25 protein-coding genes and 2 pseudogenes are annotated in these 25,167 nt (G+C 50.5%); 6 read left to right on the top strand and 21 right to left on the bottom strand.

What is annotated here, in order from left to right:
- Window position 1: 1 nt before the first annotated feature.
- Window positions 2-4,591: a conjugal transfer protein TraG N-terminal domain-containing protein gene (locus tag A7Q00_RS05780; RefSeq protein WP_064089655.1), complete on the top strand. Its 4,590-nt coding sequence runs from the start codon at window positions 2-4 to the stop codon at window positions 4,589-4,591.
- Between the two features lie 9 nt (window positions 4,592-4,600).
- Complete coding sequence (locus tag A7Q00_RS05775) at window positions 4,601-4,930, top strand: lysozyme inhibitor LprI family protein (protein WP_064089654.1); 330 nt, start codon at window positions 4,601-4,603, stop codon at window positions 4,928-4,930.
- Window positions 4,931-4,976: 46 nt separating this feature from the next.
- Here A7Q00_RS05775 and A7Q00_RS13445 read toward each other — a convergent pair whose 3' ends face one another.
- Window positions 4,977-5,429, bottom strand: coding sequence for a hypothetical protein (locus A7Q00_RS13445; RefSeq protein WP_156503756.1), 453 nt, complete (start codon window positions 5,427-5,429; stop codon window positions 4,977-4,979).
- A gap of 328 nt (window positions 5,430-5,757) precedes the next feature.
- On the opposite strand from A7Q00_RS13445, the gene A7Q00_RS12830 reads away from it, so the two are divergent.
- From A7Q00_RS12830 to A7Q00_RS05765, 3 genes are all read left to right on the top strand, one after another.
- Window positions 5,758-6,462 carry a lytic transglycosylase domain-containing protein gene (locus A7Q00_RS12830; protein WP_218915558.1) on the top strand — a complete coding sequence of 235 codons (705 nt, stop codon included), beginning with the start codon at window positions 5,758-5,760 and terminating at the stop codon, window positions 6,460-6,462.
- A gap of 61 nt (window positions 6,463-6,523) precedes the next feature.
- Window positions 6,524-7,486, top strand: coding sequence for a tyrosine-type recombinase/integrase (locus A7Q00_RS05770; protein ID WP_064089653.1), 963 nt, complete (start codon window positions 6,524-6,526; stop codon window positions 7,484-7,486).
- 13 nt (window positions 7,487-7,499) lie between these two features.
- Window positions 7,500-7,865 (top strand): hypothetical protein, encoded by a 366-nt coding sequence (locus A7Q00_RS05765; RefSeq protein ID WP_064089652.1) that lies wholly within the window; start codon window positions 7,500-7,502, stop codon window positions 7,863-7,865.
- A gap of 34 nt (window positions 7,866-7,899) precedes the next feature.
- Here A7Q00_RS05765 and A7Q00_RS05760 read toward each other — a convergent pair whose 3' ends face one another.
- The 4 genes and pseudogenes from A7Q00_RS05760 to A7Q00_RS05735 form a co-directional block, all read right to left on the bottom strand.
- Window positions 7,900-8,634 carry a recombinase family protein gene (locus A7Q00_RS05760; protein WP_064089651.1) on the bottom strand — a complete coding sequence of 245 codons (735 nt, stop codon included), beginning with the start codon at window positions 8,632-8,634 and terminating at the stop codon, window positions 7,900-7,902.
- A gap of 251 nt (window positions 8,635-8,885) precedes the next feature.
- Window positions 8,886-9,892, bottom strand: a pseudogene (locus A7Q00_RS05750) (IS5 family transposase).
- 62 nt (window positions 9,893-9,954) lie between these two features.
- The gene (locus tag A7Q00_RS05740) at window positions 9,955-10,368 is read right to left on the bottom strand and encodes an ATP-binding protein (protein WP_064089647.1); all 414 of its coding nucleotides are present in this window, start codon (window positions 10,366-10,368) and stop codon (window positions 9,955-9,957) included.
- Between the two features lie 5 nt (window positions 10,369-10,373).
- Entirely contained in the window at window positions 10,374-11,501 is a 1,128-nt protein-coding gene (locus tag A7Q00_RS05735; protein ID WP_245637535.1) for a DNA cytosine methyltransferase, read from the bottom strand.
- A gap of 286 nt (window positions 11,502-11,787) precedes the next feature.
- On the opposite strand from A7Q00_RS05735, the pseudogene A7Q00_RS12825 reads away from it, so the two are divergent.
- Window positions 11,788-11,925: pseudogene (locus A7Q00_RS12825) on the top strand (IS630 transposase-related protein); the annotation flags it as partial.
- Window positions 11,926-12,196: 271 nt separating this feature from the next.
- Here the strand turns inward: A7Q00_RS12825 and A7Q00_RS13435 are convergent.
- The 16 genes from A7Q00_RS13435 to A7Q00_RS05660 form a co-directional block, all read right to left on the bottom strand.
- The gene (locus tag A7Q00_RS13435; RefSeq protein ID WP_064089646.1) at window positions 12,197-12,670 is read right to left on the bottom strand and encodes a hypothetical protein; all 474 of its coding nucleotides are present in this window, start codon (window positions 12,668-12,670) and stop codon (window positions 12,197-12,199) included.
- A gap of 149 nt (window positions 12,671-12,819) precedes the next feature.
- The gene (locus tag A7Q00_RS05725; RefSeq protein WP_064089645.1) at window positions 12,820-13,578 is read right to left on the bottom strand and encodes a DUF1281 family ferredoxin-like fold protein; all 759 of its coding nucleotides are present in this window, start codon (window positions 13,576-13,578) and stop codon (window positions 12,820-12,822) included.
- 133 nt (window positions 13,579-13,711) lie between these two features.
- Window positions 13,712-14,482 carry a hypothetical protein gene (locus A7Q00_RS05720; protein ID WP_049258619.1) on the bottom strand — a complete coding sequence of 257 codons (771 nt, stop codon included), beginning with the start codon at window positions 14,480-14,482 and terminating at the stop codon, window positions 13,712-13,714.
- A 290-nt stretch (window positions 14,483-14,772) separates the two neighbouring features.
- Window positions 14,773-15,882, bottom strand: coding sequence for a DUF6094 domain-containing protein (locus tag A7Q00_RS05715; protein WP_064089644.1), 1,110 nt, complete (start codon window positions 15,880-15,882; stop codon window positions 14,773-14,775).
- A 218-nt stretch (window positions 15,883-16,100) separates the two neighbouring features.
- On the bottom strand, window positions 16,101-18,455 hold the full coding sequence (locus A7Q00_RS05710; protein ID WP_082887762.1) for a helicase-related protein: 2,355 nt from the start codon (window positions 18,453-18,455) through the stop codon (window positions 16,101-16,103).
- 98 nt (window positions 18,456-18,553) lie between these two features.
- Window positions 18,554-18,904: a hypothetical protein gene (locus A7Q00_RS05705; protein ID WP_064089643.1), complete on the bottom strand. Its 351-nt coding sequence runs from the start codon at window positions 18,902-18,904 to the stop codon at window positions 18,554-18,556.
- A gap of 3 nt (window positions 18,905-18,907) precedes the next feature.
- The gene (locus A7Q00_RS05700) at window positions 18,908-19,234 is read right to left on the bottom strand and encodes a hypothetical protein (RefSeq protein WP_064089642.1); all 327 of its coding nucleotides are present in this window, start codon (window positions 19,232-19,234) and stop codon (window positions 18,908-18,910) included.
- Between the two features lie 245 nt (window positions 19,235-19,479).
- Entirely contained in the window at window positions 19,480-20,055 is a 576-nt protein-coding gene (locus tag A7Q00_RS05695; protein WP_064089641.1) for a hypothetical protein, read from the bottom strand.
- A gap of 240 nt (window positions 20,056-20,295) precedes the next feature.
- Window positions 20,296-20,889 (bottom strand): hypothetical protein, encoded by a 594-nt coding sequence (locus A7Q00_RS05690; RefSeq protein ID WP_156503753.1) that lies wholly within the window; start codon window positions 20,887-20,889, stop codon window positions 20,296-20,298.
- A 6-nt stretch (window positions 20,890-20,895) separates the two neighbouring features.
- Window positions 20,896-21,471 carry a DUF3275 family protein gene (locus A7Q00_RS05685; RefSeq protein ID WP_064089639.1) on the bottom strand — a complete coding sequence of 192 codons (576 nt, stop codon included), beginning with the start codon at window positions 21,469-21,471 and terminating at the stop codon, window positions 20,896-20,898.
- Window positions 21,472-21,689: 218 nt separating this feature from the next.
- Window positions 21,690-21,923 carry a hypothetical protein gene (locus tag A7Q00_RS05680; protein ID WP_064087647.1) on the bottom strand — a complete coding sequence of 78 codons (234 nt, stop codon included), beginning with the start codon at window positions 21,921-21,923 and terminating at the stop codon, window positions 21,690-21,692.
- A 234-nt stretch (window positions 21,924-22,157) separates the two neighbouring features.
- The gene (locus A7Q00_RS05675; RefSeq protein ID WP_049258625.1) at window positions 22,158-22,484 is read right to left on the bottom strand and encodes a hypothetical protein; all 327 of its coding nucleotides are present in this window, start codon (window positions 22,482-22,484) and stop codon (window positions 22,158-22,160) included.
- Between the two features lie 23 nt (window positions 22,485-22,507).
- On the bottom strand, window positions 22,508-23,131 hold the full coding sequence (locus tag A7Q00_RS05670) for a hypothetical protein (RefSeq protein ID WP_064089638.1): 624 nt from the start codon (window positions 23,129-23,131) through the stop codon (window positions 22,508-22,510).
- Window positions 23,132-23,212: 81 nt separating this feature from the next.
- Window positions 23,213-23,416 (bottom strand): hypothetical protein, encoded by a 204-nt coding sequence (locus tag A7Q00_RS05665; RefSeq protein WP_064089637.1) that lies wholly within the window; start codon window positions 23,414-23,416, stop codon window positions 23,213-23,215.
- A 1,318-nt stretch (window positions 23,417-24,734) separates the two neighbouring features.
- Window positions 24,735-24,890, bottom strand: coding sequence for a hypothetical protein (locus A7Q00_RS13430; protein WP_153716077.1), 156 nt, complete (start codon window positions 24,888-24,890; stop codon window positions 24,735-24,737).
- On the bottom strand, window positions 24,887-25,153 hold the full coding sequence (locus tag A7Q00_RS05660; protein ID WP_049258628.1) for a hypothetical protein: 267 nt from the start codon (window positions 25,151-25,153) through the stop codon (window positions 24,887-24,889). The genes A7Q00_RS13430 and A7Q00_RS05660 overlap by 4 nt, the downstream gene beginning before the upstream one ends.
- Window positions 25,154-25,167: the final 14 nt, after the last annotated feature.

The raw sequence follows: 25,167 nt of genomic DNA, 5'->3' as shown, positions 1-25,167 counted from the left end.
CATGCCCAGCCCTCTCCACTTCGTCCATTTCAATTTCAACGCAGCCACGTTCAAATTAGGTCGATTTTTGCATAGCAGAACCCGTATCGGGAAAATCATAATCCTGATTGGGATGTTACTGATTCAATTGCCGGCTTGGGCGGATGCGCTGCCGGCATCCATCGATGCAGGCGCGGATCAAGACATTACGACATTATGGGTGGTGGGCGACATTGATGTATTAGCCAAAGGACTGGATGCAGTTGCCATGTTTTTCAACGGCGCAGGTACGGGTTCTCCCTTAATCAGCCTGTTGCAGCTAGGAGCAATGATGGCACTGACCTCGATGCTGGTACAGTTTATTACCAAACGTACTATGCAGCCGGTCAATAACTTCCTGATGATTATCATCGTATCTGCGTTGTTTATCCCCAAAACTTCGGTGTGGGTAGCATCCTACTATGATGCCACCGGCGGATCCACCGGCGGAGCAGTTGGTTTTCGCAAAGTGGATAACGTGCCGATCGGGGTGGCCTACCCCTTGGGGATGTTTTCCTACGTCTCCAAACGGCTGACCGAACAGTATGACACGGGGATGCAGGTCATGCCGGACAGTGCCATGACCGGCGGCACTACTGCTCCAGAAGGCGGTATCCTTACCCATGGGGCAGAAGGTTACTTTAGCCCTCTGAAAACCGTACTGAGACTCCGAAATCAGTTTTCAGGCCCGGAAAACACCCTACTGTTGGCCAACTTAGCTAATGCCTCACAAACCTGCAATTGGTCAAACCGCTGGGGTGAGGCAGATAAAGGGGGGATCTTCAATGTGTTGGCACGCGGGAAACAGACCGGCATGGTACGAATAGCCCTCCCTGCAGAAAAAGCAGGGGATCCTCCTGTTATCGGATTAGTTGGTTGTGCCGATGCCGGCAAGATTATTTCCCTGATGATGGTGCAGAACGTAGTCAATCTACCTGGGAAAAACTATTCACAAACAGCTGTCAGTGCTACTGACAATCGAAATCTGGCTACCGTAAAAGGGGGGAGTGTCAGCGACGCGAAACGTTATGAGCACGCACAATCCGAATTGGATCAACTACCGGCAGCCATGGCCGCAGCCGCCAGTGGCGATACCAGCCGTAGCGGCGCAGCGATGGGGATAAACGATCCGACCGCCATCCTTAATACCGTACGCAGCCAGATTCAACAAGGTCAGGTACAGCCTGCTGCCTTGGCTCAGGTATTTACTGCCGGCAATTCAGTCAGCGTGGCTGAAATCGAAGCCAATATGATTTTTTCACATATCGTGCAAAGCTGTATCGGCAGCAATGACGCCAATTGTGCACGACAAGCCTTTATGCTGACCGAAGCACGCAACCGTTCCGCTATTGATGCGGCCGGCGAGGCATCTTTGTTTCAGAATTTTATGGGGCATAGTATGAATGTCTTGATGTTCATTTATATTGTGATGTCCCCGATCATGATTTTCATCATTTTGGTTATGGGTTGGAACGGTATCCGCATTATGGGCGGCTACCTGATGTTCGCCGCTTGGATAAATTCCTGGCTGCCGCTGAATAGTGCTATCGCTTACTATATGCTGCAGAGCTATAACAACCGAATGCGTGATTTGGTTTTGACGATTGCCGCTTCCGGTGAACCGTCCAGAGTTTATTCGCCAACAGTAATCAGCAGCATCTTTGATGGAACCCAAGATATGTTGGCCTCAGCATCCACTATGATGTCATCCGTACCACTGGTCATGTTGTCATTGATGAGTGCATCTATCTATGGTTTGGTGCAATTGGCACAGCGCGCCAATATGGTTGGCAAAGACTTTGTCGATGAGGATAAAGCCGCACCGAAGCTGGATCAATCGGAAGTTATCGGTACTGCTCGAATGATTGCTAATAGTTCAGCGGGTGGAGTGTTGACTACGGATAATTTCAACCAGAACCTTGTTCATAATGCGGATGCATCTAATCCTGGCTCTATTAACTTACAGACCAGCCAGGACTCTATCGAAAGTGCTCGCCATGCGGTCTCGTCTAAGATACAGATGATGGAAGGCGCAACAGAAAGCCGTACATTGGCAGAAATTGATAGTGATGGCATAGTAAAAACTACCGGCATGGTGTATGCAAAAACTGAGAGTGGTGAAGATATTGCACGTATTGCCCGTCAGGGTGATCATGCTGTTCAGTCGGGAGAGTCGTTTGTAGTGGGTGCCTCAGGCGGGAAAATTATTACTGCCGGTGTTGGTGGGGAGGTTAAAGATACAGTTACCTATACCGACAGCAATGGTCAAAGCCATGATATGAAAGTTGGCACTCGATTAGATGATACTGAGGGTATTCAGACTGCATTCGGTAAGCTCGACTCTCATCAGATTAGTCACTCTGTCCAGCAAGGTTTGTCTGATGCTAGGGAAGAAATGCGCAGTATCGAACACGCAACCAGTAGCACCACTAGTCATGGGTTCAGCAGTAGTATCAATCGCACTGCATTTGACTCGTTGCTTGAGCCTACCAGTGCAGCTGTTACACAAAATCGCTTGTCCGCAGGTGCGACTGAAGCAGCTAAATACGATAGAGCTGCTGGGGCAGCATTGCAAAATGCTATTGGTAATAATAGCGAATACTTCAACACATTAACCCGTCTGTACACTGGATCAAGCAACGAACAAGCAGCTGCTCTTGCTGCCATCCACGGTATGACGTCTGCTAATCCATCAGCCCATGCCCAAGCCTATCATAATCTATCCGCAGGAGCATTGGCCGTACATACAAATGCAAATAAGTTACATAGTAGTAACCAAGAGGCCTTTGATGCTCAGATATCTGCTGATCGGGCAGAAGGTATTGGTAAGTTTGCTGCGCCGCTGGGTAACAAGGAAGCGTTGGAGGAGGCCAATCCGCATGGTCGTACGGAATCGGCATTTGCGACACACCATAATAGTGATGGCAAGGAGCAAAATAATCTGTCATTGGAGGATAGGCAGAAAATTTTGGCCTATAACCGTGCCAAAATGGCAGAGATGACTGAATTTAATAACAATGTTACGAAGGAGCTTAATGAGAGAGGTGCTATGCGAAAATTCTTAGATTACTCCCAAACGGGTGCATGGAGTGCATGGCATAGTGCAGGAGAGCAATTGGATCAAGGAGACTATGCTGGGGCTACATTTGGTTACATAACCAGTGCATTAGATGCGGCATCATTTGGTGGTGGTAGGGTTTTGCGAGATATGTTCGGTAGCACAAGCGATAGTAAAGATGGAATGCCAGCAGCAACCCTTGATCCTGAATTAAATGAAAAAATCAACCAAGTGGTTGCTAATAGAAAATTGATGGAAGGGTTTAATATGTCTGATGCAACAAAGACAATTGATGGCAAGCCAATTGAGGAAGTGATAGGGCATAAACCAGCACATCATACAGCTACTTTACAAACAGCAACATCACGGTCACATGATTCGGTTACAACAGGAAGCTCCTCAACAGGCCAACATGGCCTACCGCATCGTGGACATGAGAGTATGCCATCATCCGATAATAGGATAGATACGGAAAAACATAATAGTTTATCTAACTCTAATTATACAAAACTCGATGCTGCATTCCAAAATCGACATGAACACGGGTTTACTTATAGGGATTATGCAAACGGTCATGTAGCAAGAGAGTGGAGAGGGCATAAACAGTATGGTGATGGCGACTGTGCCTTGAATGTACGCCTGATACTGGATGATAGTGGTATGAATCCATTTGGTAAGGGTACAGGACTGGGAGATGGGAAAGATGTTGCAGCTAGATTACTTTCTAGCGGTCAATATGAACGCATTCCTTTTGATAAGAATATGCAATTCCAACATGGTGATGTGGTTTCCCTTGTTAATCCAAATAAACCTAATGCCCCTGGTCACGTAGCCATCTATAATGCGCATACTGGAAAATGGGTTTCTGATTTTGAACAGGAGCGTAAGTGGGGGGCACCAGGAAAAACATACCAAGATGCTATAGAGTCGGGAAGAATTACACCTGTAGTAGTTCGGTTTAAAGGTTTCTCTAATACGACTGGGACGTTAGGGCAATCAGTAGAATCGAATACACACTCCCAGCATTCATATGCAACTAATATCAGTGGGTTTACACCTGAAAAGGCTTCAATAATTGAACGAGTGGCTAGGAATATAGGGGCAAACCCTAATGATTTGGCTGCTGTTATTTCTTTCGAGACGGCTGGAACATTCAGCACAAATATACGAAATCCATACTCTTCAGGAACAGGATTAATCCAATTTACAGATATTGCAGACGGAAGAGAAGATAATTTGTATTGGGGTATGACTAGGGATCAGCTTGGTAACCTACCATTTGAAAAACAAATGGAATTTGTAGAGAAATATTTTAAAGATCGTGGGTTTAGAGCAGATAAGGCAACTAATATTGCCAATCTTTATACTACTGTTTCAGGGTATGGATATAGGAAAGGATCACCAGCATACAGATTGAATTCAGTATGGGATACGAACCATAATGGTATAATTGAAAAAGGCGAGATGGTTGAGGCTCCTGAATTTAAACAGCATCGTAGAAAATATTTTCTCTAAGGGATAATAATGCAAAAAAAAATATACTTTTTACTATTGTTTATTTCAGTTAACTCCTTTGCTGGTCCAGGCATAAGTAATGATGAGCAGTTACAGCAGTTAGAGGCTAGATATAATCAAACAAAATTACAAATGAATCGTATATATCATAGAATGCAACGCGGTATGCCAGCCAATGAGTTTCAATGGTTTAGTACTGTTCAGAGAAAGTGGATTGATTATAGGAATGCCAATTGCCGCTATTACGGGAGAAGTGCAACTGGGCAAATAGAGTGCCTTGAGAATATGAACGTAACAAGGATTAAAGAGATGCAGGAAATTTTACGTAACTATCAATGAAACAATCTAAATAACATTGTAAAATATTCATATTATATCTTGAAAACTATTCCGCCCAAAATTTTGGAACTGTTTTGCAGGGGATATGGGAGATTATTCTATTTCCATTTCTGATAATAATATATCCTTTACTACGATCTTCACGAAAACTATCATAATCAAAATGGATATGGTATTTTAGCCTGCCTTGTGTGAATCGATAGTCCATTTTAGTATTGCCATCCTCCACGTAGTTATAAAATCCCCTGCGCAGTCTGATCATGGATGCATCTTGTCCAATATCGGCCTGCCAAGGATGAGTTGAATAATCTTTAGGGGTAGGATGCACCAATAAGTGCCTGCCGTCAGCCAAGGTGCAGGCAACATGATCGATAATTAAGTCCCCACGCTCAGATTGTTCCGTACTATTCGAAATCCCTCTAGCTGCTGAGCATAAAGAAATAGTACATAATGTAAGTAAAATGGTGCTAGATAAATATTTAAGTCCCTGTTTTAACATTTAACATTCCTTTTTAAATAAATATTTGACATATTTGTATTTATTCAAAAATACAATGATATTATCACTAATGCAAGTGCGAATAGTAGTGCATATCGCAACCATTTATTATTACCTAGAGTGTCTATAATCTCTTCTATACCTATTTTTTTTGTCTGACTAACGAAAGATTTCATTACTCTCTGATGAGAGAGGGATGAATAATTAGAGTCAGAGATGTCGATATTTCTAAATGGGTTGGCATTTGTATAATGCCAAATATTATGAGATTCATGAGAAAAAATCTGACTAGTATGCCGATTCATATCTAACGATCTGTCATTAAAAGATGAAGAATTATGTTGGTCAAACATTACATATTCCTTTTTTATTCATGAGACTGAATTATTTTTGGCTTACTCTGCTATTACTTTTTATTAGCCCCACCACCTTATCGGATGGTGTTTCAGATTGCCTAAAAGGTCGTTCTAATACACCTGCATGCCGCCGTATGATTACAAATTATTGGCAGCATGCCCCAGCCATCGAGCATATTGCCAGGCAGGAAGGCGTAGAACCGGAGTTATTAAAAGCCATGATCGCTTACGAAAGCAGATATAACCATCAGGCCGTATCCCCTGTTAAAGCTAGTGGACTAACCCAGATTATGCCGACAACCGCCTTGGGGATGCGCGTGCATCCTTCCCAATTGTTTATTCCGGAGGTTTCTATTCGTACAGGGGCACGTTACCTGCGCCAAATGTACAACCAATTTGGTCGATTGGATTTGGCTCTTGCAGCCTACAATGCTGGCCCCCGGAGAGTAAGGCAGGCTGGAAATCGTGTACCGAATATTGCTGAAACGCAGCATTATGTCCGTAATGTTACAGCATTGTACATAGAGTTCAAACGGAAAACTCCTTCTTCAAACCATACGACCTCCCATATAACAGACGGCCTTAGTATCGTACAAGCTGAGAGCCAGCGACCTAGACGGATCAAACCCAATGCGGACGGCGACGCATATCAGTCCCATACCAGCAACCTGTATTAAACTTGCTTAGACTACATATTGGCAAAATCTGCCGCTTTCCAATTTTCATAAAGAGGCCAATATGTTAAAGTCTGAAATAGCTACGCAATTACATCAACACATCCAGTCGTTTTTGGATTATTGCCGAACTAGGTGTATGGCAGACGGGACGATCGAAGGATATGGAAACAACTTGAGGCAGTTTGCCGAGTTGTTGGGAGCTCTACCCGGCAGTAAAACCCTTACTGATTTTAAAGAAGCTTGTACGGAGTCTATCTTACTGGAGACAGTCGTGGTTAGGCAGGGCAGTAATCCGGACTTAAGCGCACATACCATCCGACGCTATATCAGTGCTTGGCGCAGCTGGGTTCGTTATCTAGTCAAAATCGATGTCTTGGACATTGCTTATGACCGGTTCAAGTTTGATTTGCCAAAACTGCCGGAAACGCTTCCCAAAGCAGTCGACATGCCGATACTGGATAAAATCCTTGATACTCCGCCTATCCGTCGACAACCTCAGTGGATGTACTTGCGTAATATCTGCATGTTCGAACTGATGATCTATTCTGGATTGCGGGTTTCCGAAGTAACCTCTCTGACTTTGTCCGATCTTTACTTTAGTCAAAAACAAGTCAGAGTGACAGGTAAAGGTAATAAAACAAGATTAGTCCCAGTTACGGAGTGCGTTATTGAGCGCATCAGGGAGTACCTGCAGGCCCGCAACACATCGTTAGTTAAAATCAAAGTAGATTATTTGTTTACCAGCCGGTATGGTGACAAACTGACGACATGTACCGTCCGACAGCATTTGCATAACTTGGCACACGAGTTATTAAAGGATAAGTTCCGGCTGACCCCGCATATGCTCAGGCATTCCTGTGCTACACATTTTATCCGGCAGACACATGACTTGCGTTTTGTACAGATCCTACTTGGACATAGCAGTGTGGCCACCACACAGATGTACACGCATTTGGATAATGATTTCGTTAAGGCGACCTTTTATCAACATCTGACAGGTAGCCGCATATCCAAACCATCATAAAGGAGTTGCAACTATGAAACTGAAATATTCCGCATCAATCCTTGCCTTGGTTCTGTTGACCGCCTGTTCCACCAATCCGGACGGCAGCATTAACTGGTCGGATAATCCGCTCAATGCCGTAGCCACTCAGGTAGATAAGGGAGTGCAGAATCTAAATCGCCAAACAGACCGGGTTCTGCCCAATGCTAAACCGCATTGCAATACTTGCGACCCTCACGGTGTAACCCATCAGCAAATGTTGGAGTGGGGCTATATCCGCCGCAATCCGGACTACCCGAGGCTCTCCAACCAGCGTTACGTCTTCACATCGAAGAACTGTGACCGGACACGGCAGACGCTGTGCTTCCGCCCGAGCAAGGATATCGCGGAGCGACCATAATCAACTCTACGTTCAAACAAGGCAGGCAGAGACTTTATTCTGTCTGCCCTTTATCTATCTTTGTGACAGGCTGCCTGAAAATACTAGGCTGATTTTCATCAAGCGTACCTGTTCTTTTCTTGTGTTGTCGACTAACCCGGTTTACTGTGGATACGCTGCAGCCAAGTGTCTGCGCTGTTTGAGTAATACTGAATCCTTGTAGGCGCAGTTTAATGATTTTCTCATGTAGCGACTTGTCAGGTTGTCGTCCCTGATAACCACCGCGCCGTTTAGCTAGGGCTATTCCCTCTTTCTGCCGCCGTTTGCGCACAGCCCAGTCCTGGTGCGACATATTTAATGCAATACGTAGGAACATCTTTTGCAGAGCGGCCAATAGGGGTTGTAACAAATAGCCAGGTAATGAGCCATCTTGTTCAAAGAAAACACCCAGTTCTTCAAAATCGAAAATTTCTGGAACTTGGATTTTTGCTCCCTTAGCAGTGATCTCATCAATCAGTCGTTCTGCCTCTGCAGGTGGCAATCTGGTAATGCGGTCGATACTTTCAGCGATTACCCAGTCACCGGTTTGCAGATCGTTAATCAAGCGGCGTAATTCTGAGCGATCAGGATTAACGCCAGATGCTTTTTCTGAGTAAATACCGGCAATATAAAATCCTTGTGCCTTTGCTCGCTCGATCAATTGATGCTGACGTTCTAAATTTTGTTCGTCGGTTGAAACCCGGAAATAGATTCGGGCCGTCTTGCTAATACCTGTATTTTTTAAGTCCATAGTTTATGCTACTACTTTTTAAGTGCGTATGCAATACAAAAAGAACTGTTTTTTTCAATATTCTTTTTGAGTATACCCAAAAAGTAGCAGAAATCGAACACTGGCAGGCTTCTTTGTCGGTGAGAGACCTTTGCAAAAATCCCCCTCCACCCAACAGCCGAAGCCCAAACCCAGGCTTCCGGCTGTTTTTTGTTCCCAATCTCCCTTTTTTTCTCCCCGGATACCTGATAATCAGGCATCCGAGCCGCCTTTTAGGCGGCAACAGGCACACTTAGCCTGTTAGACGCTTTCAACAGGTTCAAACACACCGCCTTCAGATGGCTTTGCGCACTCACTTTAATCAGCCCGAAATAGGCTGCCCGGGCATAGCGGAATTTACGGTGCAACGTTCCAAAACCCTGTTCGACCACATAACGGGTTTTCGACAAATAGCGATTACGTTTGGTTTGCACTTCCGTCAGCGGACGGTTGCGGCAGGCTTTGCGCATAATGCCGTCCGGCAACCGATGCTCTTCCGGATGTTGCCGGTTTTCCTTACTGTCGCAGCCTTTGTCGGCATAGACGGTCATACCTTCGGCTATCCCTTCCGGCAAAGGTGACAGGTGGTTGCACTCATGGGTATTGGCGGGAGTGATGTGCAGTTTCTCGATATAGCCTTCCCCATCGGTACGGGTATGTTGTTTGTAACCGGGTTTGTAGAGGCCGTTTTTCTTTGTCCGGCGGGCATCTTTGTCTTTGCCCGGTGTGGTTTGGCCGCTGGCTTGTCCTTCGTCATCGGCCTCTATGGCCTGACGCTGTTTGCCGCCGGCGGTCTGAATAATGGCGGCGTCAATGACGGCGGCGGATGCTTTCTCTATTTTTAGGCCTTTTCCGGTCAGTTGGCGGTTAATCAGTTTTAGCAATTCGGACAGGGTGTCGTCTTGCGCCGCCGGTTGCGGTAGCGGCATAAGGTGCCGTAATCGGGGATGCTCAGTTCGTCGAAACGGCAAAACAGGTTGAAGTCGATGCGGGTGATGAGGCTGTGTTCGAGCTCGGGATCGGAGAGGCTGTGCCATTGTCCGGGCAGGACGGCTTTGAACATGGACAACAGGGGATAGGCGGGACGGCCCCGGCGGTCTCGGAGGTAACGGGTTCTTTGACGATTCAGGTATTGCTCGATCGGTTGCCAATCAATCACCTGATCCAACTTCAATAGTGGGAAGCGGTCAATGTGTTTGGCGATCATGGCTTGGGCGGTTTGCCGGAAGAAGGTGCTCATGAGAAATCCCCTAAATGTCTTGGGTGGAAATTTAGGGGATTGGGGGGAATTTTGCAAAGGTCTCAACATTGTCGACCATTGTCAATAAAAAAATGGTATTGTTCTCCCATTTTCAATAGTGACCGTTTCAAACCAATACCGTATTGGCCGATACCGTATTGATGTTGGGATTGCCTTGCTATATAGAAAGCATCATTGGTCAATGTTTCTTTTTGCATACCAAAACAGTTGTCTTCTATGCAGATAGATTCCGGTGAGATATCTATGTGCACTTTATACCCTTCATATGACTTCGGCAGGCCCATCACATCTTTTTCATAGTTTCCATTTTTGATAATGCTATTTCTTGCCGCATCGATAGAATTGTCAACCAAATCATAGAGTGCGTCTAATGTGGAAATATCTTTGGTTAAAATATCCTGCAGGAAATTAGGTTCAAGACCTGTACTGATTTCAATCATATTGCTGTTTTTCATAGCGATTATTTCTTATTCAGTTTTTGATGGATGACACTTAAAATCTGTTTCGACACAATAGGAGAAACACTATTCCCAATCATTCTGAAACTATGCCATTTTGTCGGATGGAATGTAAACCAATCCGGGAATCCTTGTAGCCGTGCTGCTTCTCTGACCGTAATAACGCGGCCTTCTTCCGGATGAAGTGGCCGGACGGATTGGAAACTTCCTTTATCCGATCCGGTCCCCGCCCTTAATGTCGGGCATAAGCCGTTCCATGATAGTTTTTTGGAACGGCTGACGGGATCTGTTTCCCCGGGATTGATCTTTTTATAGCGTTCGGCAACCGTCGGAGAATGGACGGTGGCAAACAATCCCGATACCTCTCCTGCCGCGTGTTTTTTTATTGCATCTGACAACCCTAATCCTTTTGGAGCGGGGTTTCTCATTTGCCGCGCATATTCAGATAGTTCGGAAGCTTCAGGGTAGGCAGAAAACCCCCAATCGTGCCCCGAATCAGAATGGGGAATAGGTGCCGGAAGGTCTTTAATGGCATCGGCAACATTGACTTTAGGCAAAGTAAATCTGAAATGGCTTTCAGATAAGGAATCAAAGTGTGCTTTATCATAACCCACAATAATCACCCGCCGACGTTTTGTAGGAACGCCGCAGTCAGAAGCATCGACAATGAGGGGGCCAATTAATGTGTACTTTTTATTTACGATGGAAAGTGCTTTATTCAGTTGTGGTAAATTGCGTTTGTCGATCAGACCCTCAACATTCTCCATTACGAAAAATTTCGGGTCTAGTATATTGACGTGCCTGAAAAAATCTTCCAGCAGTTTTCTTCTCGGATCATTAACATCACCAATCCCCATTCTCGAATATCCTTGGCAAGGCGGTCCTCCTATCACACCGTCGATTTTTTGCCGCCCTAAAATATGGCGCCAGCCATTTTCGTCCAACAAGGACAAATCTTTATTCAGTACTTTTGTATGAGGAAAATTATTTTTATAGGCGGATTGGAGAGTGGGATCTATATCGATAGCCGCAATGGTGTAAAATCCCGCAAGTTCGGCTCCTAAACCGAAGCCGCCGCATCCGCAAAATAAATCTACTAAAACAGGTTTTGTATTCATCGTTTCGACCATTTGTATTTCTTACACGGCATTCTACGTTGAAAAAACCAATTTGTCGACCGTATAGAAGTAATCATTTCAAAACAATAGATTAGGTATTAAGAGCAAAAAATGTGTAACCAATTGTTGCATTTGTTGGCGGCGGGTTTTACTTGCCTATACAGGTATTTCAGACTTGGCTAACAGAAAAATCTAGGCCGTAATAAAGACGCTTCTTGTCGGAAAACACTATCGGGCTTTGGACATTATAATCAATTAAAAACAAAATAGTACAACACTCAACAGTGAAGGTCTAACCATGGCATATTCTGCGGACTTAAGAAGCAAAGCTTTAAACTATTACGAACAATGCAAAAACATCAGCCAAACCGCAGCAACGTTTAACTTGTCAAGAAACACGCTTTACCTGTGGATTCGCCTTAAGAAACAAACAGGCAGAGACCTTTGCAATAACATAGGTTACTAAAATTTTATGCTTAATCTCATTTTCAAAATGCAAAACTTTTCTGATTTTTCCTACTTTTTGCTCAATATTAGGAAGGTTTTAGGCAATTTAAAATTTTTTGGCGCATTTTTATGCGTCAAATTTCGTTAACAGACTATTTTTGCAAAGGTCTCGGTGAGTATATTCGGCAGCCTGAAAACGGCTGCCGAATCTGTTTTGGAATGCCAAATAAAAACGGCTGCCTCAAAGGCAGCCGTCTGTTTTATTGCCCGGATTGCGGCCGGTTTTCAGGCTGCAATCCCAGTCGTTCCTTCAAATACTGGTACAGGTCGCGACCGTCCTCTACCGGCCAGTATGCGCCGGCATCGAAGGTATAGTCCGTTCCCGTCCAATCATTGACGAACCGCACATAGAAAATCAGGCAGCCGTTTTGACCGTACGAGGTAATTTCCAAACGGCTCTGACGCAGTTTTCCTTCATAACCGTCCGAATAGACGGCGATGCCGATGGCGACGTGCTCGAACAGCCACGGGTGTGCGCGGACAACGGCCAAAGCCTGATGCAGTTTTTCCATATCGATTTCGATACAGGCATCGGGTAACTCGAAGTCGTGCTCGTCGCTGCGCCAAAAGTCGTCCAATTGCGGGCTGCCCGGAGGCAGGTGCAGGACCAACTTTTTTCGGCCGTCGTACGAATCGGTTTCCGCCGTAAAGCGGGGTTGCTTGTCGGTTGTCATAGGGTTTCTCCTAAAACAGGCAGGAGAAACCCCGGCGGGGTTTTCCCGCCAAGGGTTGAAAAAAAGAAAGGAATTGCCATCAGCTACACTGAGTTTCTGCGTTGCAGAAGCTCGCGCCGTCTGCTTTCAGGCAGCCTGTCCGGACGGCCTCATTCCTCATCGTCGTCTTCCGAATAATCCCAGCCGAAATGTTCTTCGGCGAACATGCGGAACTCCTTATCAGAGCAGGGATAGTCTTGTAGCACGCCATCCTTGATTTCATATGTACCAGCAAAACCTCCTCCTTCATCAATGTAACGGATTTCCAGGTGTAGATCAGGAAAGCGGTCAGCAATGGCTTCGTATACCGGCTCTGGTGGTGACCAGGCAGTATCGAACTCAAGATACAGTTCTCCCTCGTCCAAATAGCCGATATGCTGGTGGTAGGCATTCCACTTGGTACCCCAGTTGCGGTTGCACCATTCATACCAAGTCGGGCTGCCGTACAGTTCGATGTTGCGTTTGATCTGTTCGGCGTAGTGCAGATCGAGCCCGCATTGTTCCGCCAATCCCGGATACTGCCCGAACACTTCTTTCAGGCGGCCTACGGTGGCGGTTTCCCAGTCCAAATAACCGGTCGTCAACTCCCGGATACGGTCGATGCAATGCAGCTTGGCCGCCTCCTCGCCGGTAATCGGCAGATCGTCGGCCAAGGCATTCCATATTTCTGCCCGGTAGGTGGCAGAACCGAATTCGAGATGCAGGGATGCCGGCATTGGGAGGATGCCGTTGAAATCAACGATTACCTGAGGCAGATCATCTCGGCCGTAACTGTCGGCTTCGCCGGGGACCAGTAGGGCTGCCCGTAAGGCGGCCAGTGATTCGGCCGGACCGGTGACGGTGATTTGGTTGGTAACATGGTTAGGCATGATAAAGCTCCTATAAAAACGGAGCCGGTCCGCCCCGAAGGGCGGAAACGGCCCCTCGGGGTGGAAAAAAGTTACCGCCGGACAACCGGCGCACATTTCAGGTAACAAGTGCTTTCAGAAAAATCCAGACGGCCTATTTCAGTTTGTCCAAGTAGGTTTTGACGGTATCGCAGGCCCAGCGGTAAACCAGTTCCCAACGGACTTTTTCAGGCTGTTCCAGCACCACGTCGGCGTTGTAGCCGAAGTCGTGCAGGGCCAGTCCCCGGTTCATCATCCAGTTGAATACGGTTTCGCGGTTGCGCGCGTACAGCCATTGCGCATCCGCTGCCGACAGGGTCTGCGCCAGCACGGTGGCATAGTTGCCCTCGGCGTATTCCACGTCTTTGAGCAGGTAGGCCAAATCGTCGTAGCCGGGCAAAGCGGCTGCCGGAACCAGCAGGAAGGGATCGTTTTCGTCGGGCATGGCGGATTCGACGGCGCAGACGGCCAGGCAGTAGCCGAGCGTCCGGCCTTCCATCACACCGACGAACACTTTCGCCGCCTCTTCGTCCGACAATTGCCGGGTGAAGTCCGGCCGGCAGAAAGCATCCAGCCAGGCCCGGGTATCCGCCTGCGGCGGGATGAACACCGCTGCGGTATGGCTGTTATAGCAGCGGCTCGGCCCGGAGCCGTGACGGTTTTCATTGGCCACGTACTCGGCCACGGGCTCGAGTACGGACAGCAGGTTTTCGGCATAGCCGAGCGTACGCAGCCTTTGGCGGACAAGGTCCTCAGGGGATTGTCCGGGCTGTAAGGGCGGCAGGGATGTACCGTTTAAAGCCTCGGCGGCAGCTTCGGCGGTTTCATACTGACTGTCGAACCAGACGATATAGCTGCCGGGTTCGTAGGTTGCAGACGGTTGCATGGCAGGTCTCCGATGGAATAAAAGCGGGAAACCTGCCCGTTGCGGGGCAGGCTGTGCCCCGCAGGGTTGATAAAAAAACCGTGGCCGCACGGATGCGGGCGGTACTGTTTAACGGTTGTACCGAAGCAGTTGCGGACTGCCGGCCGGATTGCCGAAGCAATTCATGCAGACGGCCTGGGTGTCAGGCAAGCCGCCTGCATGAAGTCCCTCGCAGGGTTGATGAAATTTTCAGGTAGCCTCAACAGAGGCTACCTGAAAATACGGGTTGGAAATATCAGACCTGTCCAGGCCTATTTGATGGTCAGCACATCGCCGAAACCGTCGCTGCCGACGGTCAGGTCGATAGCGCGGATACTGGGGACGAAACGATCGAGCGCGGTGGTGGTCACGGTAATGTTGCCGTCGTCGCCATACTGCTCCTCTGTGGTCATTACCTTGGTCTTGTAGGTGCTGCCTTTGACCAACAGGCGGCGGCCGTCGGCGGCGGTCACGATACCGCTGACCTGGCCGGCGGCCAGCGCCAGGGCGGCGTGCCATTGGCCGAGCGCGCACAGCGGCCGGCGTTTGTCCGGCGACAGGGCTTCGGCAAACCATTGCCCGAAATGCGGCCACAAGGTCTGCGAACCCAAGGTGGCCAGTTCTCCGGCCAGTCCTGCCGCTTCCACCTTGAAGCTGATGGGGCGGAACGGCTTTTCCGGCGAAGGCGGCACTTCGTAGCAGCAGTCGGCTGCAGACTCGTGTATCGGCAAGGCGTTTTCAGGCTGCATCAGCACTGCTTGCTGCCGCTTGGCTAAAGCCCGGCCGATCTCAGCGCGCAGGCGCGGTTTGATGCCGAAGATGACCACCTGTTTGTAGGTGTCCACGGCAGCTCGGTACATCCGCAGTTCCGTAAAGCGTGAAGCGATTTCCCGGGTAAAGGATTCGCTCAGCGACTGCACCGGCACGATCAGCACCAAGATGCCGCCCTCCTGCAACACGTGCATGGTCCGGTCGAGAAACAGCTGTTCCAGCCGTCGCCCGCTGTCGGACGACAATTGGTCGCGGTTGGCATAACCGTAAGGAGGATTGAGGAACAATAGGCCGACGGTCTTGGGCTGCAACAGGCAGTCTTCGATGTCGGCACGGACAACGTGGCCGAGCACGGCCGAAGCATCGGCCGCACGTTCCGCATCCAGTTCCACGCCGAAACTGCGGCACAACGAACCGCAGGCCGACAGATGCTCGGACAGCTTGGCCAAAGCCGCACCGGTACCGCAGCAGGGATCGAAAATGCGGATATCGCCGCCGCCGATGTCGAGCCGTGCGGCAATGCCGGCCAAGGTTGCGTCATCGGTCGGGAAATATCCGTTGTCGGCATGGTTGTTGGCAACGCGCGGGTGCATCAGATGGTTTTGAGACATGGGAAAGGCTCCTGTAAAAAACGGGAGCCGCACGGGAGCGGGCTCCCGTGGTTGGGGGAAGAAAACCGTAACCGCACGAATGCGGGCGATACTGTTTAACGGCTGTATCGAGGCAGTAGCAGACTGCCGGCTGTGGAAACAGGCTTTTTCAGGCAGCCTTATACAAAAAACTGCCTGAAAAAGCCCGCTTGCGCGGGTAAAAGGATCGGTGTGTTGTATCAGTTCGGGCGTTCCACCAGCCGTTTGGCCAGCTGTACCTCGACCGAATCTTCGGCTTGGTTCAAAATGTCCAATCCGGTATCCGGCATGTCGCCGGAAGTGGATTGCGCCACGGCGATTTTCTGCCCCATCAGTTCCAGGCAGATTTGCTGGGCGGTGTCCATGTAACCGGCAAAATACACCTCCACCGGTTCTCGCTGGCCGATACGCCAGGAGCGTCTGGATGCCTGCATCAGCGAATAGACGTTGTAGCCCGTCTGCATGAAGTAGATGGTCGGGAAAGCCAGCAGGTCGAGGCCGGTTTTAACCAGCTCGGGGTTGCAGATGACGACTTGGCAGCCTTCATCCAGCCGGTCGCTGACCCAGTCTTCGCGTGCATCAGCCTTGACTGAGGAACGCATCACGGCGGCGCGGATACCGTGCCGTTTCAGGATGGCCTGTAGGCGGGATGTGGTATCGCGACTGTCGGTATAAGTGGAATAGACCAGGCAGCGGCGGCCTTTGGCCAGCTGCTCCTGTACCAGTTCCAGCATATCCGCCTCTTTTGGGGATAGTTCGTCTTCACCGAATACCGCTCCGGTTTCAAACAGCACTTGGCCTTTGTTACGCCAGTACACCCGTTCGGCTTGAAAGCAGCAGTCCGGCCAGGCCAGGAGTGCGTTGGTCACGACCCCGGTCAGCGTGTTGTTGCCTTTGGCCAAAGCCTCTTTCAGGTAGCCCCGCAGCGTGAACGACATTTGCCGGTATACCGCCTCCTGCTCGTCGCTCATCGCCACCGGGCGGAAGGTTTCGGTGTAGGTAGGCAGTACACCGGCATCGATGTCCCGCAGTTTCAAGAACACCGTGATCGGCAGCACATAACGCATGATGCCCAGCGGCGAGAAACCCGGCGCTTTGGCCGTGCGTACCTGGCTGCGTTTGGCGCGTGCGCTGGCAAACGAGCCTTGCCCGTATTCGCCGCCCGAGCCGTGGGTTTTGACGATGTCTTTCAACACGCCGTGCTGGCGCATAAACGCCATCGAGGCGGCGGCCAACGAGCCGGACTTGTTATAGCCGAAGCCGTCTTCCAACATAGCCTGCGGATAGAGCCGCCACAGCAGGTAGAACAGGTCTTCCGCGTAGCCGCCCATTAGGGTACCGGTCAGGCACAGCACTTTGCGGGTGCAGCGTGCCAGCACGCCCATGGCCTGCCCTTGCGCGGTGCCGTAGTTTTTATACTCGTGCCCTTCGTCCACCACCATCAGGCCGAAATAGTTTTTCGGCAGGTAGCGTTTGATGAACTCGGTCGGCTGGTAGCCGCCTTGGCCGAGCGAGAACTCGGTTTTGCCCAAGGCACGTTCCAACCGGGCGGCATGGCGGTCGTCGAAGACGAGCTCGCCTTCGCCGTCCATCAGGTTGGCAAAGGCCTGCACGTTGTTTTCCAAAATACCGGCCAACATTTCTTCCCCGAACTGCTCGAGCAGCTTCTGCGCACCTTTGCGGCCGATACCCGGCAGGCCGGAGACGGTTTTCAGCACCTTGTCATACACGGTCGATGCGGTAGCGGTATCGGGCCGGCACAAGGTCCACAGCGGCTCGCCGCACGGTTTGCCGTGCAACTTATTGCGGCAGTAACGGCGCTCTTTGGCCAAATCCGATTGGATTGAAGCATCGAAGCCGTAAGGTTCGCCTTCATCATCCAAGATTTCACCGCCGCATTTTGGGCAACAGAACACCGGCACGGTGCCGTAACCAGCCTCCAGGCGTTTGCCGGTGCGGTAGGCCGGCCGCCAATGGAAGCCCATCCGCATCCGCACGCGGCCGAGGATGAAGAATTCCGGCACATCCGGTTTTTGCCGCATGGCGCGGATGCGCAGCAGCTTGGCCAGCGTGTCGGTACCGTTCAGTATCCAGACCCGTGCACCGGGTACGGTTTGCAGGATTTCCCGGCGCCATTTGTACACCAGGTGCGGCGGACTCAGTACCAGCGTGCGGCACAGGCCTTCGGCATGGGCGACCGCTGCGGCCGCGATGGCCATCATGGTCTTGCCGGTGCCCATTTCCGCATTGATGACGGCGGCGGGCTTGTCTTCGACCAACAGCTGCTGATTGACGGCACGCACCACTTCGCGTTGCGCTGCAAACAGTTTGCGCGACAGGCCATCCAGCACATGCTCGTGCAACGGGTACTGCTGGCCGTGGTACACCGGACGGTTCTGCTCGGTTACGGCGGCAAACAGGCTGCCGCCGAAGTCGGCCAAAAAGTCGGATAAGGACAGTTCGTTGGCGGGTGTTTCCGCAGGAAGGCTGTCTGAAAGAACAGCCGTATCTTGAGACAGCGTTTCGTCGTAAGAAGAGATTTTGGGGTTTTGCATGGTGGTTCTCCGTAAAAAACGGGCGCAAAACCCCACGAACGGGGCGTTGCGCCCCGTCGGGGTGGATGATCCCGGAGGATCGGATGAAAAAAAACGGATCAACCCAGCACATTATCCGCCCACAGGCGGTATTGCTCGGGTAGAGGTTCGGTGCAATGGCGGATAGCCACGGCCAGACAGTAGTCATCAGTTTCCTGTGCTGCCTGACCGAATGTCATCCCACTGCCGATATAATCGTCGAACGCGCAAACCTGATAAGCAGAAGGCTCGGTGTCGCCGACCTGTGCCTTCAGGGTGGCCACGGTGTCTTCCGTAACCAAAGCATCGGCATCAAGATCGGCAAATTCGAAGCAAGCGGCCATATCATTAGATAGGCAGATGACATCGCTGCGGTGGTAGTCGGGATAATGCTGCTCGACAAATTCCCAGTTCAAACCAAGTTGGTTCATGACTCATCCTCCTCTTTCATTGTCAGTCAGTTGAAAGAACTGCCAATAGTCGCGGATGTCGATACCATTTACAGAAAAATGGCTATCGGCGGCATTGACGAAATAATCCACCTGCCAATCCGGCCAACGCTGATTAACGGCCTCTTTCAGACGACCTAATACTGTGTGTTGGCAGAGATTACCGAAATGGGGAATTTCGTCGCAAAGACGGGCTCGTTCCCACACATCGTGCAGCAGCGAGTCTTCCGCTTCCGGCTGGAGCCTGTAGAGGATTCGCTGCCACTGATCCAGCGCAGGGCTGGTTTCGTCGTAAATAAATCGGGCATACATGGTGTACTCCTGAAAAAAGCGGCAACACCGTGCCCGACGGGGCGCGATGCCCCGCAGGGTTGAAAGAAAACCGTAACCGCACGAATGCGGCTGATACTGTTTAACGGTTGTATCGGGGCAGAAGGCAGTCTGCCGGCTGTTGGAACAGGTTTTTTCAGGCAGCCTACGAGAATGGAAAGGCTGCCTGAAAAAACCTGCTCGGAAGCAGGTTCTGGAAAAACCGCAGGGCGGTGGTTGGGATCGATTTACAACAGGTCTTCGGTGGGCTGTGGCGGATTGCGGATCTCATCCACCAGCCCGCTCAGTTGGGCTGATAAACCGAAGCGTCGGTAATGGCTGATTAAAGCAAGGAATACCACATTATGCCTGCCGCTCAGTGAAGCAATATCCGACAATGGGAATAGGTAACGGTTGCCATCGGATAAGGAAAGCACCGCCAACCGTAGCAGCCTGGCGCCAGCTCCGATACCGAAAATTGCCGCCCGAGATTCAGGGGCATCTAGAATGGTATCCCTCTCCAGCAGGGCAATCTGTTCTTTCAGCCAATCGATTGCTTTGCGCGTGGCCGTTTTGCTGAAAGAAAAATAGTCTAACTGTCCTTCTTGCTCGGTAAAACGCAGTTCGGCAGTCAGCTTGGTACGGATACCCGTATCGGCAACATCTTTGCCCAACAGATCCGCATAGTGGAGTACATCCTGCCGAGGTAGGAGGACGTTTGCCGGCTTGAACAGGGATAATTCCGGTATTGAAAATTCGATCCTTAAATCACACGCATTATCCAATCGTTGTTGGGCAATGTTCGGCTCATCATACATACACATGAGAAATGACCTCCAAAGATAGGGGGAATGCCCCCTTATGGGAGAGCACGCAATCCCCACCGGGTTAAAAGAAAACCGTAACCGCACAAATGCGGCTGATACTGTTTAACGGTTGTATCGGGGCAGAAGGCAGTCTGCCGGCTGTTGGAACAGGTTTTTTCAGGTAGCCTTATTTGGGAAAAGGCTACCTGAAAAAACCTGCTTGGAAGCAGGTTCGGAAAAAACCGCAGGGCGGCAGGTTCAAACAGGCGGCAATTGCCCGCTTTTTAGCCAACCGCCGAGCATCGCATCGAAGTCGGGAGGCAAGCTGATGCGGCAGGCTTTGATGCCGACCAGGGAAGCTTCGCTGTCCATACCGGGCCGGAAGTATTGCAGGCTGCCGGCCTCCTCCAGCCGTGTGGCTACAAAACCTGCCCAGGCATCATCCAACGGGATGTCAGAGAGGCGGCTGAGACAGGTCCAGACCAATGGCTGCATATCAGCCGACACATCGTCTGCCACCACCCATGCGCTGCGGCTGTCGCGGTCAGGTTCGACCAGCTCGCCACAATACAGAAAGGTGTGCAGCAGCACGCCGTACTGCCGGGTGTGCAGCTTGGTGGTTCGCTTGTGTAAGTTGGAGAAATGACGGGCGGTACGGGACACCGGATAGTATGGTCGGTCTTCAGGTAGCCTGAAACCGATCGGTTCCTGACTACCCTTATTGAGCCGCGCCAACAGCGATAGCATATTGGCATCACGGCCGTACAGTGAAGCAAACATCAGTCGTTCGTGCAAAATAAAGAAGGCATCGGCAAACAGGTCGCCACCGGAAGTTTGGTACAGCTGCATCATTCCTCCTTACGCCACCTGAGGCAGAAACCAGGATTGGTTGTTACCGTCGAAACGGTAGCCCGCCTCCTTTAAAGCGTCACGCAGCTGACGGAACAGGGTTCTGTCCTCAATCGATGCGTCGAGCTTGATGTAGGCAGCATGGTCGGCCAACAAGCGTTGCAGCGTAGCCATATCGGCCACCGACTCATCGTCGTCCATCGGCGGTGCGGCTTTGGCAGCAGGCTCTGCCGGAGTGGCAGCCGCTGCGGCCGGCGGGTGGGTTTCTTCGTCTTCGCCAACGATTTCGGCCACCGCCATCGAGGTGCTGACCTGCACCTGCTCACTCTGCGCCATAATCTGCAAAGCATCCCAGTCCAAATCGGCACACAGGCTGACCCAAATCTGTCCTTTGGAAAAGTTAGACTGGTTGTAGATGCGGGTAACGATAAACACCCCCGAATACGCACCCTGGTCGAACTGTTCCAGCACGCGGTGCTTGATTTTGAACACGCCGACATCGGTATTCAGTTCGGCCACGGTAAACGGTCCGTTGCGGCCGTTGCGCTCGATGACGTTGAGGGTTCCGGGTAAAGAAAAAGACATATGCGCCTCCTAGGCAAGATAAAAACGGGACGCATACCCGCAGGTATGTTTCCCACGGGGTTGGAAGAAAACCGTGGCCGCACGGATGCGGCTGATACTGGTTAACGGCTGTATCGGGGCAGAAGGCAGTCTGCCGGCTGTTGGAACAGGTTTTTTCAGGTAGCCTTATTTGGGAAAAGGCTACCTGAAAAAACCTGCTCGGAAGCAGGTTCGAAAAATCAGGGCTGCGGCCAGTTTCCGGCATCCAGCCAGGCCTGCGCCTCCTGATGGGTTTCCCAGTATATACTCTCGCGGGAGTAGGGTTGTGGCCAATCGGGCATTTCGAGGTCGAAACATTCGCGGCCGATATAGAAACCGGCGGTAGAATGCAGCACGCACGGCCGACGGGCAATATAGACTTGGCCGTTGTTGTCGAAAACGAAATCCGAGGCGGGGAAAAGATGGGTATTCATGATGCAATCTCCAAAAGAACAGGGGTACACCCTCCCTTTTGGGATGTGCATCCCCAAAGGGTTGAAAGAAAACCGTGGCCGCACGAATGCGGCTGATACTGTTTAACGGCTGTATCGGGGCAGAAGGCAGTCTGCCGGCTGTTGGAACAGGTTTTTTCAGGTAGCCTGCAATCAGATAAGGCCGTCTGAAAAAACCTGCTCGAAAGCAGGTTGGTTGGAACAGAAACCGTCCAGTTAAGCGTGGTATCCAGCCTCTTTGCGTAAGGCTAACTCGGTTCGCGCCTGACGCATGGCATCGGAAAGCTCGACCAGACCAGGGAAGTTTTGGTACACCCACCTTCCCGCCTGACGCAACTCCTCAGTTTCGCCGCGTTCGGCATATTCGGCCAGCATCGCCAGCACCGTATCGGTGTATTCGCGATCCAGGCTCCATAGCACTTCGCCGGCGGAAAAAGCGTGGCAGGGGTCGTACAGGGACAAGATGCACTTGGCCAAGGCGATCTGACCGCTGGTTCCGGGATGTTTGCGCACCAGCTCGAAACCTCGTGTATAAGGGCTCATCGGGGATTTCTCCTTGTCGGTTTTCAGGCTGCCCGGGCAGCGGGTTGGTAATAGCAGGAAGTCCAGGCGGAACTGCGGAACGACATCCGCGCGGCAAAACCGGCGGTATCGGCCAAGATGCTTTTCAGCCTGCGGAATACCGCCTGCATTTCGCGGTGCAGCCCACCACCCTCAATCGAACGGATGGCCGAAGCCCAACGTGCACGCTCGGCAGCCGTACAGGCCTGCCAGTCGATTAAGCCGTATTTCCGTTCCGGAAATAGCGGGTTGTCGGACAACACAACATGGATTTTCTCCTGCCATTCGGCATTGGGGGTGACTACCAATGCAATGCGGTCGCCGTAATAAGTCGGTGCAGCAATTACGGCCATACGGCCGCATTCGCCCAGCAATTCCTCATGGCTGTTGAAGCTGCTCCTGCAGACATCGTGTTGATAGCGGTAGCATGGTCCGGTAAAACCGTTCAGGTATTCCAGTAGCAGGCTGCGGATATCCTCGCGGATGCTGTCCTGAAAATCCGGATCGAAATCCGACAAGTCTTCATCGCGTGCATATCCCCACTCGTCCACATAAACCATCAGGTTGTATTGGTCGGAATGGTCGTCGCGCAAAATAGGGGAAGAGTAAGAGTAGTTTCCGGCACCCATGGTGCACCTCCGGTATGAAAACAGGGAGACACCGGCACCCTCGCGGGGACGGCGTATCCCCGGCGGGTTGGAAAAAGACGATTAGGCTTCGTTAGTGTCGCAGGTGGCAAAAGCCAGCAGCAACACGGCAGACAAAACCATCATCGAGAGAGAGGCGGTACGGTCGGATTCAGGCCCCCACAGGGCAAACGACATACCGAAAAACAGCGATAAGCCCATAGACAGGCCGATCAGCATGGGGCAATACCGCACGATGGCGGCGGTCAGTACAGATTTGCGGAACATATCCGTCTCCTTGAAAAAAAAGGGGATGTGCCCCGCATGGGGACGTAATCCCCATAGGGTTAAGAAAAAACCGTGGCCGCACGGATGCGGCTGATACTGTTTAACGGCTGTATCGGGGCAGAAGGCAGTCTGCCGGCTATTGGAACAGGTTTTTCAGGTAACCTTAATTGGGAAAAGGCTACCTGAAAAACCTGCTTGAACACCGTTGGGCGATGAGGAAGCCCACCCTCAGAAGAGGGTGGGAAAAGGTTTACGGTACACAGCGTGAGCAGTGTAGGGAGAAGCGATTGTGCCCAAGGGACACAAGCTCGCAACGCCAACCTCGGCGGAGCATAACAGCCTGATAGACTGCCAACGCCCAAACATTGTTCCCTTGGAACAAGTAGAGGAAGTTGTTTTCCTCACGAACCTCATCCCAATCATGGGAGAAGTGTGTGGAAACGCCAAGGAGGCGGTGGATAGCCGCCAGTAGGCGGGTAGAAAAGGTGGACATAGCCAATCTCCTTTAAAAAAGGGGATGCCTGCCCATACGGGGAGGACATCCCCGTGGGGTGGGAAAAGAAGCACTGCCAAACGGACGGGCTCAGGTTAAATTAGGTAGATGCCCATCATCTTTGAGAAATGCTCGGCACGATACCGTTAAGGGAATTTGTTTTCCAGATATAAAAAACCGTGACCGCACGGATGCGGCTGATACTGTTTAACGGCCGTATCAAGGCAGAAGGCAGTCTGCCGACTGTCGAACAACTTACCATGCGGCTCTTGCGTGCAAAACCGCATGGTAAGTTGCCCGTAAAACGGGCAACCCTTGTGAACAAAGGCGTTTAAGCCAAAATATCAAGTTGTACCAATCCACAGTTCCTGTGGAAAAGTACAGGTAAAATGTATTGAAGTACCGATTGTTAAAGAACAAAAGCATCAAGCCTAAAATTTAGGCAACTGCTATTTAACTGCTTAGCAGTACCCGCCCGAGAAGACGGGCACGAATAAACAGTCAAATTTATGGTTGTAAGCCTGCGGTTGTGAAGGGAGCCGCCACCCTGTTTCGGAAAAATGGCTGAATGCCGATGATGCTGACCACAGTACCGTCGCCGACCGTACTGTGGTCAGCATCATCAGGCAGCTAGAGAGGAGGAGGGATTTTTCCGGCGGGGCCGGATAAAAAGGGGAATTTAAAGAATTTGGTTTGAGGAAAGCCTGCGCCGCCGGGGCAGCGGTACGGATTCAGGCAGCCGTACGGTGCGATAGGTTTGCCAAGCGTTACTGTATCAATACGGCTTGGCAAACCCACCGGAGTGGGTTTGAAAAGGGTTATCGGTTAATCCAGTTTGTCTAAATGATGTCTGGCACGAAAAGCTGCCTTTTCTTCTTCGCTCATGCTATCAGAGATTTTTTTACCCTCAATAAGCATATAAGCTACAAAAGACAAGCCTATGCAAGCCACCATCAGGGTCAGAAATAGCTGAATCATCATTTCCATCCTTTCAGGATAAAAGCAGTCGTCCACAATATAGCACAAAGAACTAGGCTGAGTAAAAGAACTATTATTGCCAAGCCAAAATGCCAATCGTATTTGGTTAAACCAAACCAAGCTTGTGTAACAAGAAAAACACCGAGAATATCGAGTTTTGCTGCAACTGCATCGGTTTGTTTCCCAGTCCACTGATTTCTTTCCAGAAACAGAAAAATGCGATCTTTGGATTTCCGATAGGATTCACGGAAAAGGTTCAGGTTCATAATACTACGCTCCA

It is taken from the genome of Eikenella halliae (assembly GCF_001648475.1).
Taxonomy (GTDB): Bacteria; Pseudomonadota; Gammaproteobacteria; order Burkholderiales; family Neisseriaceae; genus Eikenella; species Eikenella halliae.
The sequence above is the reverse complement of the archived record's forward strand: the minus strand, read 5'-3'. Positions and strand labels throughout refer to the sequence as shown.

Bases quoted from the DNA above. Each gene is read 5' to 3' on its own strand.
- A7Q00_RS05780 (WP_064089655.1), top strand. From the start codon at position 2: ATGCCCAGCCCTCTCCACTTCGTCCATTTCAATTTCAACGCAGCCACG.
- A7Q00_RS05775 (WP_064089654.1), top strand. From the start codon at position 4,601: ATGCAAAAAAAAATATACTTTTTACTATTGTTTATTTCAGTTAACTCC.
- A7Q00_RS13445 (WP_156503756.1), bottom strand. From the start codon at position 5,429: ATGTTAAAACAGGGACTTAAATATTTATCTAGCACCATTTTACTTACA.
- A7Q00_RS12830 (WP_218915558.1), top strand. From the start codon at position 5,758: ATGAAGAATTATGTTGGTCAAACATTACATATTCCTTTTTTATTCATG.
- A7Q00_RS05770 (WP_064089653.1), top strand. From the start codon at position 6,524: ATGTTAAAGTCTGAAATAGCTACGCAATTACATCAACACATCCAGTCG.
- A7Q00_RS05765 (WP_064089652.1), top strand. From the start codon at position 7,500: ATGAAACTGAAATATTCCGCATCAATCCTTGCCTTGGTTCTGTTGACC.
- A7Q00_RS05760 (WP_064089651.1), bottom strand. From the start codon at position 8,634: ATGGACTTAAAAAATACAGGTATTAGCAAGACGGCCCGAATCTATTTC.
- A7Q00_RS05740 (WP_064089647.1), bottom strand. From the start codon at position 10,368: ATGAAAAACAGCAATATGATTGAAATCAGTACAGGTCTTGAACCTAAT.
- A7Q00_RS05735 (WP_245637535.1), bottom strand. From the start codon at position 11,501: ATGGTCGAAACGATGAATACAAAACCTGTTTTAGTAGATTTATTTTGC.
- A7Q00_RS13435 (WP_064089646.1), bottom strand. From the start codon at position 12,670: ATGACAACCGACAAGCAACCCCGCTTTACGGCGGAAACCGATTCGTAC.
- A7Q00_RS05725 (WP_064089645.1), bottom strand. From the start codon at position 13,578: ATGCCTAACCATGTTACCAACCAAATCACCGTCACCGGTCCGGCCGAA.
- A7Q00_RS05720 (WP_049258619.1), bottom strand. From the start codon at position 14,482: ATGCAACCGTCTGCAACCTACGAACCCGGCAGCTATATCGTCTGGTTC.
- A7Q00_RS05715 (WP_064089644.1), bottom strand. From the start codon at position 15,882: ATGTCTCAAAACCATCTGATGCACCCGCGCGTTGCCAACAACCATGCC.
- A7Q00_RS05710 (WP_082887762.1), bottom strand. From the start codon at position 18,455: ATGCAAAACCCCAAAATCTCTTCTTACGACGAAACGCTGTCTCAAGAT.
- A7Q00_RS05705 (WP_064089643.1), bottom strand. From the start codon at position 18,904: ATGAACCAACTTGGTTTGAACTGGGAATTTGTCGAGCAGCATTATCCC.
- A7Q00_RS05700 (WP_064089642.1), bottom strand. From the start codon at position 19,234: ATGTATGCCCGATTTATTTACGACGAAACCAGCCCTGCGCTGGATCAG.
- A7Q00_RS05695 (WP_064089641.1), bottom strand. From the start codon at position 20,055: ATGTGTATGTATGATGAGCCGAACATTGCCCAACAACGATTGGATAAT.
- A7Q00_RS05690 (WP_156503753.1), bottom strand. From the start codon at position 20,889: ATGATGCAGCTGTACCAAACTTCCGGTGGCGACCTGTTTGCCGATGCC.
- A7Q00_RS05685 (WP_064089639.1), bottom strand. From the start codon at position 21,471: ATGTCTTTTTCTTTACCCGGAACCCTCAACGTCATCGAGCGCAACGGC.
- A7Q00_RS05680 (WP_064087647.1), bottom strand. From the start codon at position 21,923: ATGAATACCCATCTTTTCCCCGCCTCGGATTTCGTTTTCGACAACAAC.
- A7Q00_RS05675 (WP_049258625.1), bottom strand. From the start codon at position 22,484: ATGAGCCCTTATACACGAGGTTTCGAGCTGGTGCGCAAACATCCCGGA.
- A7Q00_RS05670 (WP_064089638.1), bottom strand. From the start codon at position 23,131: ATGGGTGCCGGAAACTACTCTTACTCTTCCCCTATTTTGCGCGACGAC.
- A7Q00_RS05665 (WP_064089637.1), bottom strand. From the start codon at position 23,416: ATGTTCCGCAAATCTGTACTGACCGCCGCCATCGTGCGGTATTGCCCC.
- A7Q00_RS13430 (WP_153716077.1), bottom strand. From the start codon at position 24,890: ATGATGATTCAGCTATTTCTGACCCTGATGGTGGCTTGCATAGGCTTG.
- A7Q00_RS05660 (WP_049258628.1), bottom strand. From the start codon at position 25,153: ATGAACCTGAACCTTTTCCGTGAATCCTATCGGAAATCCAAAGATCGC.